This is a genomic window from Actinotalea sp. C106 (genome assembly GCF_023630195.1).
Classification (GTDB): Bacteria; Actinomycetota; Actinomycetes; order Actinomycetales; family Cellulomonadaceae; genus Actinotalea.
In genome coordinates this window covers 1-8,264 of record NZ_JALPKN010000138.1, presented here as the reverse complement: position 1 = coordinate 8,264, position 8,264 = coordinate 1, and the positions used below count along the sequence as shown (strand labels likewise).

Annotated in this window: 9 protein-coding genes and 1 pseudogene; 8 read left to right on the top strand and 2 right to left on the bottom strand. The window is 72.8% G+C overall.

Annotation, left to right across the window (positions count from 1 at the left end):
- Positions 1 to 269 (bottom strand): annotated as a pseudogene (locus L0B03_RS10515) (hypothetical protein); the annotation flags it as partial.
- 106 nt (positions 270 to 375) lie between these two features.
- Here L0B03_RS10515 and L0B03_RS10510 point away from each other — a divergent pair.
- The gene (locus L0B03_RS10510; RefSeq protein WP_250445748.1) at positions 376 to 1,386 is read left to right on the top strand and encodes a TIGR03885 family FMN-dependent LLM class oxidoreductase; all 1,011 of its coding nucleotides are present in this window, start codon (positions 376 to 378) and stop codon (positions 1,384 to 1,386) included.
- Positions 1,383 to 3,059, top strand: coding sequence for an alpha-amylase family protein (locus L0B03_RS10505; protein ID WP_250445747.1), 1,677 nt, complete (start codon positions 1,383 to 1,385; stop codon positions 3,057 to 3,059). The genes L0B03_RS10510 and L0B03_RS10505 overlap by 4 nt, the downstream gene beginning before the upstream one ends.
- A 58-nt stretch (positions 3,060 to 3,117) precedes the next feature.
- Here L0B03_RS10505 and L0B03_RS10500 read toward each other — a convergent pair whose 3' ends face one another.
- On the bottom strand, positions 3,118 to 4,146 hold the full coding sequence (locus L0B03_RS10500; protein WP_250445746.1) for an LLM class F420-dependent oxidoreductase: 1,029 nt from the start codon (positions 4,144 to 4,146) through the stop codon (positions 3,118 to 3,120).
- Between the two features lie 155 nt (positions 4,147 to 4,301).
- Between L0B03_RS10500 and L0B03_RS10495 the strand changes: the two genes are divergently transcribed.
- The 6 genes from L0B03_RS10495 to L0B03_RS10470 all read left to right on the top strand — a co-directional run.
- Positions 4,302 to 4,916 carry a CDP-alcohol phosphatidyltransferase family protein gene (locus L0B03_RS10495; RefSeq protein ID WP_250445745.1) on the top strand — a complete coding sequence of 205 codons (615 nt, stop codon included), beginning with the start codon at positions 4,302 to 4,304 and terminating at the stop codon, positions 4,914 to 4,916.
- Positions 4,913 to 5,809, top strand: a complete 897-nt coding sequence (locus tag L0B03_RS10490; RefSeq protein ID WP_250445744.1) for a DUF881 domain-containing protein — start codon at positions 4,913 to 4,915, stop codon at positions 5,807 to 5,809. The genes L0B03_RS10495 and L0B03_RS10490 overlap by 4 nt, the downstream gene beginning before the upstream one ends.
- A complete protein-coding gene (locus L0B03_RS10485; protein ID WP_208054044.1) occupies positions 5,806 to 6,138 on the top strand; it encodes a small basic family protein in 333 nt (110 codons plus the stop codon). Before L0B03_RS10490 ends, L0B03_RS10485 begins: the two co-directional genes overlap by 4 nt.
- Positions 6,139 to 6,259: 121 nt before the next feature.
- Positions 6,260 to 6,922 (top strand): DUF881 domain-containing protein, encoded by a 663-nt coding sequence (locus L0B03_RS10480; protein ID WP_250445743.1) that lies wholly within the window; start codon positions 6,260 to 6,262, stop codon positions 6,920 to 6,922.
- A gap of 82 nt (positions 6,923 to 7,004) precedes the next feature.
- The gene (locus tag L0B03_RS10475; RefSeq protein WP_374204933.1) at positions 7,005 to 7,493 is read left to right on the top strand and encodes an FHA domain-containing protein; all 489 of its coding nucleotides are present in this window, start codon (positions 7,005 to 7,007) and stop codon (positions 7,491 to 7,493) included.
- A 152-nt stretch (positions 7,494 to 7,645) separates the two neighbouring features.
- Positions 7,646 to 8,264: MerR family transcriptional regulator (locus tag L0B03_RS10470; protein ID WP_250445742.1), on the top strand; the 619-nt coding region annotated here is incomplete at its 3' end.

The window sequence follows — 8,264 nt, the reverse complement described above, 5'->3', positions numbered from 1 at the left end:
CCCGCCGCGGTGGTCGGGGGGGCGAGCAGGGCGCGCCCCATCACCCGGACCCAGCCCTCCGAGCCGTAGCCGGTGTAGGGCTCGACCCGGGGCACCCACCCACGGTCGCGCAGGCGTCGGGCCACGAAGCCCGTGACGCGGTCCTCGAGCCGTGCCGCCCGGTGCGGGCGGCTCGTACGCTGCGCGTCGTGCTCGGACGGCGCGTCGAGGCGGGAGGCACGCTCCGCTCGCTCGGCGGGGGTCTCGGGCTGCTCAGGCTGAGGGGTCACCCCGCCAGCCTGGCACCCGTGGTGCTGGTTCGCGCGTCGGCCAGCGCGTCGGTCGGAAGGGCGGGTGGACGCGCGCAGCGCCCGGCTCCACGGTAGGAAAGGGCACGTGACGACCTACGGATTCCACGCCTCCCACGAGCAGGTCCATCCCGCCGAGCTGCTCACCGCGGTGCAGCTGGCCGAGGAGGCCGGCTTCGGAGCAGCGATGTGCTCGGACCACTTCGCCCCGTGGAGCGAGCGTCAGGGGCAGTCGGGCTTCGCATGGTCCTGGTTGGGCGCCGCACTGGCCACGACCTCCCTGCGCTTCGGGGTCGTGAACGCCCCGGGGCAGCGCTACCACCCGGCGATCGTCGCCCAGGCCATGGCCACCCTCGGGGCGATGTTCCCCGGCAGGTTCTGGGCGGCCCTCGGCTCCGGGGAGAACATGAACGAGCACATCACGGGGGACCCGTGGCCCAGCAAGGCGGTCCGTGACCTGCGCCTCGAGGAGTCGGTCGACGTCATCCGTCGGCTCCTCGCCGGGGAGGAGGTGTCCCACGAGGGGACCGTCACCGTCGACCAGGCGCGGCTGTGGACGCTGCCGGAGGCCCCGCCCGCGCTCCTCGGGCCTGCTGTCACCGTCGCGACCGCCCGACGGGTGGCCTCCTGGGCCGACGGGCTGATCACCATCAACCAGCCCCTCGAGGTGCTGCGGGAGATCGTCGGGGCCTACCGGGAGGCCGGCGGGCGAGGCCCTGTGGCCCTGCAGGTGCACCTGTCGTGGGACCCGGACCCCGCCGTCGCGGAACGGCTCGCCTTCGACCAGTGGCGGACCAACCTCTTCCCACCGCCGCTCTGCTGGGACCTGGAGAGCCCCGAGCACTTCGACCTCGCGAGCGCGCACGTGCGTCCCGAGGACGTCCACTCGGGGGTCGTCGTGTCGAGCTCGTTCGGCGAGCTCGTCGACCGGATCGGGGAGCTCGCCTCGGTCGGCTTCGACGAGGTCTACCTGCACCACGTGGGCCATGAGCAGCGTCCGTTCATCGGGGCCTTCGGCGAGCACGTCCTGCCGCAGCTGGCCGCGCCCGCGGGGACCGACGACGGCCGACAGGCAGCAAGCGTGCGGGGGCTCCGGTGAAGATCACCGACACGGGCGACCTCTGGTGGAAGAACGCCGTCATCTACTGCCTGGACGTCGAGACCTACCAGGACTCCGACGGTGACGGCACGGGGGACCTCACCGGGCTGGCGCAGCGCATCGACCACCTGGCCGAGCTCGGGGTGACGTGCCTCTGGCTGATGCCGTTCTACCCGACCGCCGACCGCGACGACGGCTACGACGTCACCGACCACTACGGGGTCGACCCGCGGCTCGGCACCCACGGGGACCTCGTCGAGCTGATCCGCACGGCCAGAGACCGGGGCATCCGGGTGATCGCCGACCTGGTCGTCAACCACACCTCCGACAAGCACCCGTGGTTCAAGGCGGCCCGCAGGAGCAAGGACAACCCGTTCCGGGACTACTACGTCTGGCGCTCTGAGCCGCCCCCCGACACCTCGGAAGAGGTGGTCTTCCCGGACCAGGAGTCCAGCATCTGGGAACTCGACGAGCAGACCGGCGAGTACTACCTGCACCGCTTCTACCGGCACCAGCCCGACCTGAACGTGGCCAACCCGAAGGTCCGTGACGAGATCGTCAAGGCGATCGGCTTCTGGCTCGAGCTGGGCCTGTCCGGGTTCCGGGTCGACGCCGTGCCGTTCTTCATGGAGACCCTGGGGGCCGCGGAGTCGGAGGCCGAGCAGTTCGGGGACCCGCACGACCACCTGCGCGCCATCCGCTCGTTCATCTCACGACGCGCGGGCAGCGCGGTCCTGCTCGGGGAGGTGAACCTTCCGTACGAGGAGCAGCTCGAGTACTTCGGTGACGGCCAGGGCGACGAGCTCACGATGATGTTCGACTTCATCGGCAACCAGGCCATGTACCTGGCCCTCGCCCGTCGGGACGCCGGTCCCCTCGTCGACGCCCTGCGGGCACGTCCCGAGATCCCGCCCGACGCGCAGTGGGCCACCTTCGTGCGGAACCACGACGAGCTCACCCTGGACAAGCTGTCGACCGAGGAGCGCGACGAGGTCTTCGCCGCCTTCGGTGCCCAGGACGAGCACCAGCTCTACGGGCGTGGTCTGCGGCGCCGCCTGCCCCCGATGCTCGACGGGGACCCCCGCCGCATGAGGTTGGTGTACTCGCTGCTCTTCGCCCTGCCCGGGACGCCTACGCTGTTCTACGGCGAGGAGATCGGGATGGGGGAGAACCTCGACGTCCCGGGCAGGCTCGCGGTCCGCACCCCGATGCAGTGGTCGGCCGACCGGCACGCCGGCTTCTCCCCGGCAGCCCCCTCCCGGCTGCCCAGCCCGCTGACCACGGGAGGCTTCGGCCCCGAGCACGTCAACGTGGCCGACCAGCGCAGGGACCCCGACTCGCTGCTGACCTTCGTCCGGACGCTCGTGGCGCGCTACCGCGAGTCGCCCGAGCTCGGATGGGCCCCGGTGGAGGTTCTCGAGCAGCCCCACGGATCTGTGCTGGCCCTCTGGAGCGAGGTCGACGGCGAGGCTGTGGTCACGCTGCACAACCTCGGGCCGGACGCCGTCGTCGTCCCGGTGGACCTGACTCGTGCTCCGGGGTGCGAACGCCTGGCTGACCTCCTCGGCGAGGGGCAGGTCGAGGTCGACCGAGACGTGGTCGACGTCACCCTCGAGGGCTACGGGTACCGCTGGCTCAGGGTCGTCACGGCGCGCAGCCGACGGCTGCCCTGACGGCGCGGGCGGCAGGGAGCTGATCGCGTCGCACCGCCCGCGAGCCGCGGCGCAGAGCTCAGCCGAGGAGGTCGGCGACGGCGCGCAGCGCGGTCGCGTCCCCCTGGACCAGCACCGAGGTGACGACGCTCTCCTCCCACTCGGCGAGCCGGTCGCGCACGGCCTCGACCGGTCCGACGAGGGCGATGTCCTGGACGAGGGCGGTCGGCACCGCGGCGGCGGCCTCGGACCGTCGACCCTCGGCGAACAGCTCGGCCACGCGAGCGCACTCCTCGACGTAGCCGAGCCGCTCGATCATCTCGCGGTGGAAGTTGGCGCGGGTGGCACCCATCCCGCCCACGTAGAGGGCGACGAAGGGCCGGACCTGGTCCGCGGCACGCTCGACGTCCTGGTCGATGACGACCGGCACGGTCGCGCTGACCTCGAAGTCCTCGGGGTTGCTGAGGTCGGGGGAGCGGCGTCCGAACCCCTCGGCGAGGGCGGCGCGGTAGAAGCCGTCGACCGAGGGCGCGAAGAACAGCGGGAGCCAACCGTCGGCGATCTCGGCGGCCAGCGCGACGTTGCGCGGCCCCTCGGCGGCCAGGTGGATGGGCAGGTCCCGACGCAGCGGGTGCACCGTCGAGCGCAGCGGTCGGCCCAGGCCGGTGCCCCCGGGGTGGGGCAGCGTGTAGAACTCGCCGTCCGCGGTCACGGGGTGGTCCCTGCGCAGCACCTGGCGCACGACCTGCACGTACTCCCGGGTGCGGGCCAGCGGACGGGGGTAGGCGGCGCCGTACCAGCCCTCGACGACCTGAGGGCCCGAGGCGCCGAGGCCGAGCACGAAGCGGCCTCCCGAGAGGTGGTCGAGGGTCAGGGCGGCCATCGCAGCCGCCGTCGGGGTGCGTGCCGAGATCTGCGCGATCGCGGTCCCCAGGCGGATCCGCTCGGTGCTCGCACCCCACCACGCCAGCGGGGTGAGGCAGTCCGAGCCGTAGGCCTCTGCGGTCCAGATCGAGTCGAAGCCGAGCCGGTCCGCGGTCCGGACGGCGTCCAGGGCGCCTGCGGGCGGCCCTGCCGCCCAGTAGCCGAGGTGGTAGCCGAAGCGCATGGATCCTCCGTGATCGGTGCGGGCGGGACGCCACGACCATCGGGACGCCGACGGTCAGCATCTCACCTGCCGGCGATCTCGATGGGTGCGTCGGTCCCCGTCCGGCGGCAGCGGCCCTAGGATCATGGTCGGACGAGTGCAGGAGCGGGGGAGTGGTGACGGAGCAGGGGACACCCGAGCACGCGGGGGGTGAGACCACGAGCCTGAGGGCCGAGGTCTTGACGATCCCCAACGTGATCAGCGGTCTGCGCCTCCTGCTCGTCCCGGTCTTCGCCGCGCTGCTGCTCGCCGACCTGGACCTGTGGGCCCTCGGGGTGCTCGCTCTGGCGGGGGCCTCGGACTGGCTCGACGGCGTGCTCGCGCGCCGACTGGGTCAGTGGTCGCGTCTGGGGGAGCTGCTCGACCCTGCGGCGGACCGCCTGTTCATCCTGGTGACCCTGGTCGTGCTGACCCTGCGCGACGTCGTCCCGCTGTGGCTCCTCGTGGCGATCGTCGGGCGTGACGTCCTCCTGAGCCTGGTGCTGGCTGTCCTCACCTCGCGTCACCTCGGTCCCCTGCCCGTCCACTTCGCCGGCAAGGCAGGCACCTTCGCGCTCCTGTACGCCTTCCCCCTCCTGCTCCTCGCCCAGTGGGAGGGAGGCGTCGGCACCGTGGCCGGGGTCGTGGGCTGGGCCTTCGCCTGGTGGGGGGTCGGGCTGTACTGGCTCGCCGCCGGCATCTACCTGCGGCAGGCGAACCAGGAGCTGCGACGGCGCGGGCAGGTGCCGTGACCACGTCCCAGCGGCACCAGCACGCACGTCCTGCCGTCGACGCCTCGATGAGTCTGCTCAACGAGGTGATGTACCGCCCGGTGGACCCGTCCTACGAGGAGGCGGCACGGCGGCAGCGCGAGGAGCCGGACAACGCCGCGGCCCGCGGTCTACGCACCGGCTGGTACCTCTCGCTGGCCGTGGTCCTGGGACTGGTCACGACGACCGCGATCGTGACGCTCCGGGTCCCGCAGCCCGCGGCCACCGAGGGCCGGAGCCTGCTGCAGGAGCAGATCGCCGACCGGTCCGCGCACGTGGAGCAGCTGCGCGCAGAGAACGACGAGCTCGGCGAGGAGGTCGCCGCGCTGCAGGACGCGGCCCTCGCCGGAGCGGACCCGGCACTGATCGAGCAGCTCGGGCGCCTCGAGCTGGCCTCGGGAGCGGCCGCGGTCGTAGGCCCCGGCCTGGCGGTCGAGCTCGACGACCCGGACGCAGATCCGCAGGACGCACGAACCCGGGTGCAGGACGTCGACCTGCAGATCGTGACGAACGCCCTGTGGGCGGCAGGGGCCGAGGCGATCGCCATCAACGGTCAGCGACTGACGGGGCTGAGCGCGATCCGCGGAGCGAGCGAGGCGATCCTGGTCGACCTGCAGCCCCTGGTCGCTCCCTACCGGGTCGAGGCGATCGGCGACCCACGCGGGCTGCAGACCGACCTCGCCCGCTCGTCGGCCGCCAACCACCTCACCATGCTGTCCGGCTCCTACGGCATCGACGTGACGATCGAGGCGTCGACGGACCTCGCGCTGCCCGGCGCGAGCGGCACCGAGCTGCGCCACGCCTCGGTCCCCGGTTCCGCGATGACCGACGAGATGGCATCGTCACCCCCACCTGACGACGGAGGAGAGTCATGATCGCCGTGATCGGCCTGCTCGTGGGCGCCCTGGTCGGGGTGTTCCTCGAGCCCACCGTGCCCTCGGCGCTGCAGCCCTACCTCCCCATCGCCGTGGTGGCCGCGCTCGACGCGCTCTTCGGTGGCCTGCGGGCCCTCCTCGACGGCATGTTCGACGACCGCGTGTTCCTCGTGTCGTTCCTGTCGAACGTCGTCGTCGCGGCGCTGATCGTCTTCCTCGGGGACCAGCTCGGCGTGGGCACGCAGCTGTCCACCGCCGTGGTCGTCGTCCTGGGCATCCGCATCTTCTCCAACGCCGCAGCGATCCGTCGCCACCTCTTCAGGGCCTGATGTGACCCCCGACCATCGCCGAGGGCCCCAGGGCGCCCCCCGGCGCCCGCAGCCCGCACCGGTCTCTCGGTCCTGGCGGACGCTGTGGCGCGCCCTGGCCCCTCGTGCCACCCGCGCCCAGTTGCTCGCCGCGTTCCTCTGCGCGCTGCTCGGCTTCGCCCTGGTGGTCCAGGTGCAGCAGAACCGCGACGGGGGCCTGAGCACCCTCCGTCAGGACGAGCTCGTGCGGATCCTCGACGAGACCACGCAGCGGTCGGACGAGCTCGAGCAGCAGGCGGCCTCGTTGCGCGCCCAGCGTGCCGAGCTCGCCTCGGGCAACGACACCGAGCGGGCTGCTCGCGAAGCGGCCGAGGAACGGGCGGTGGTCCAGGGCATCCTTGCCGGCCAGCTCCCGGCCGAGGGACCGGGGGTCGAGCTGGTCATCCGCGAGCCCGGAGAGCAGATCCCGGCCCTCGTCCTTTACAACCTGCTCGAGGAGCTGCGCAACGCCGGGGCCGAGGCCATCCAGCTCGGGGACCTGCGGCTGACGACGTCGAGCTACTTCGTCGACACGGTCGACGGCATCGTGGTCGACGGCACCGCGCTCACGCCGCCGTACCGGTGGCGGGCGATCGGCAACCCGGAGACCATCTCGCCCGCCCTCAACATGCCGGGCGGCGCTCTCGCGGCGGTGCGCAACGCCGGGGGGACCACCGACCTGCAGTCGGTCGACCTCGTCCAGGTGGAGGCCACGGCGAGCCTGGTGACCCCCGAGCACGCCTCGCCGGCCCCCGATCCGGGATGAGGACCTGCCGTCCGGGGCGCGGTCCGCATAGGCTGTGCGCCACGAGCGTGTGGGAGCTGCCCAGCGACGCGAAGGAGGAACGATGACTGACGAACGAGCGTCCGAGCAGCGTTGGGCCGCGGCCGACACCACGATGACCTTCGGCGAGGGCGTGATCGGTGCGGTCGAGCACGACGCGCCGTCCCTCGTCGGCCTCAGCGCCGAGGAGCAGGCTGCGGTCGACGCCCTCCCCGCGACCTCGGCCCTGCTGATCATGCAGCGGGGCCCGAGCGTCGGTGCGCGGTTCCTGCTGGACGCCGATCGCACCGTCGCCGGCCGTAGCCCGTCGGCCGACATCTTCCTCGACGACGTGACCGTCTCCCGCAAGCACGTCGAGTTCGTCCGGGAGGGCGACGGCTTCGTGGTGCGCGACGTCGGTTCGCTCAACGGGACGTACGTGAACCGGAGCCGCATCGACCAGGCCCTGCTGCGTACCGGCGACGAGGTGCAGGTGGGAAAGTTCCGGATGACCTTCCACCCGAGCCCGGCCCGTGAAGCCACGGCTGAGGGTGCTCCGGGCCTGCCGTCGTGAGCCCGGTCGGCGGCCCCGCCCGGGCCGCACGACCGGTCCAGAGCGAGCCGAGGGATGGTGCTCAGGACCGGGGCGAGCCCCGGCACGACGCACCACGAGGGACAGAGGCGGCCTCGGAGACCTGGCCCCAGGGGGTCTCGCGCGAGCCCTCCATGCGTATCTCGGACGTGCTGTCCTCCCTGTGCGACGACTTCCCCGCGGTGACGCCGTCCAAGCTGCGCTTCCTCGAGGAGCAGGGGCTCGTCGAACCCCGGCGCACCCCGGGGGGCTACCGCCAGTACAGCCCCGCCGACGTCGAGCGGCTGCGGTACGTGCTACGCCAGCAGCGTGACCGGTATCTGCCGCTCCGGGTGATCGGTGAGCAGCTCGCCGCCCTCGACGCAGGGGTCGAGGAGGAGCCGGTGCTGCCCCGCCTCGCGGCAGCTGACGGGGAACGGACGGGGTCGGCGCTGCCGGCCGGCTACTCGGTGGCGAGCCTCACGGCGGAGACCGGGGTCGAGCCCGAGGTGATCGCCCAGCTCCTCGACGCCGGCCTGCTGCGTGAGTCGCGGCCCGGCCACCTCGACGCCTGGGCCCGTGACGTGATCATCGCGGCGGCGGCCCTGACCGAGCACGGCGTCGACCTGCGCCACCTCCGGTCCTTCCGTGCGGCGGCCGACCGGCAGGTCTCGGTGGTCGAGCAGATCGTGGCGCCGCTGCGCAGCCAGCGCGCGGTGGCGGCCGAGGCGCACGCCGGCGCCGTCGCGGGCGAGGTCGGTGAGCTGTGCGGGC

What these genes read in the sequence shown, in the direction of transcription:
- L0B03_RS10500 (WP_250445746.1), bottom strand. Translation starts at nt 4,146, where the DNA reads ATGCGCTTCGGCTACCACCTCGGCTACTGGGCGGCAGGGCCGCCCGCA.
- L0B03_RS10485 (WP_208054044.1), top strand. Translation starts at nt 5,806, where the DNA reads ATGATCGCCGTGATCGGCCTGCTCGTGGGCGCCCTGGTCGGGGTGTTC.
- L0B03_RS10475 (WP_374204933.1), top strand. Translation starts at nt 7,005, where the DNA reads ATGACTGACGAACGAGCGTCCGAGCAGCGTTGGGCCGCGGCCGACACC.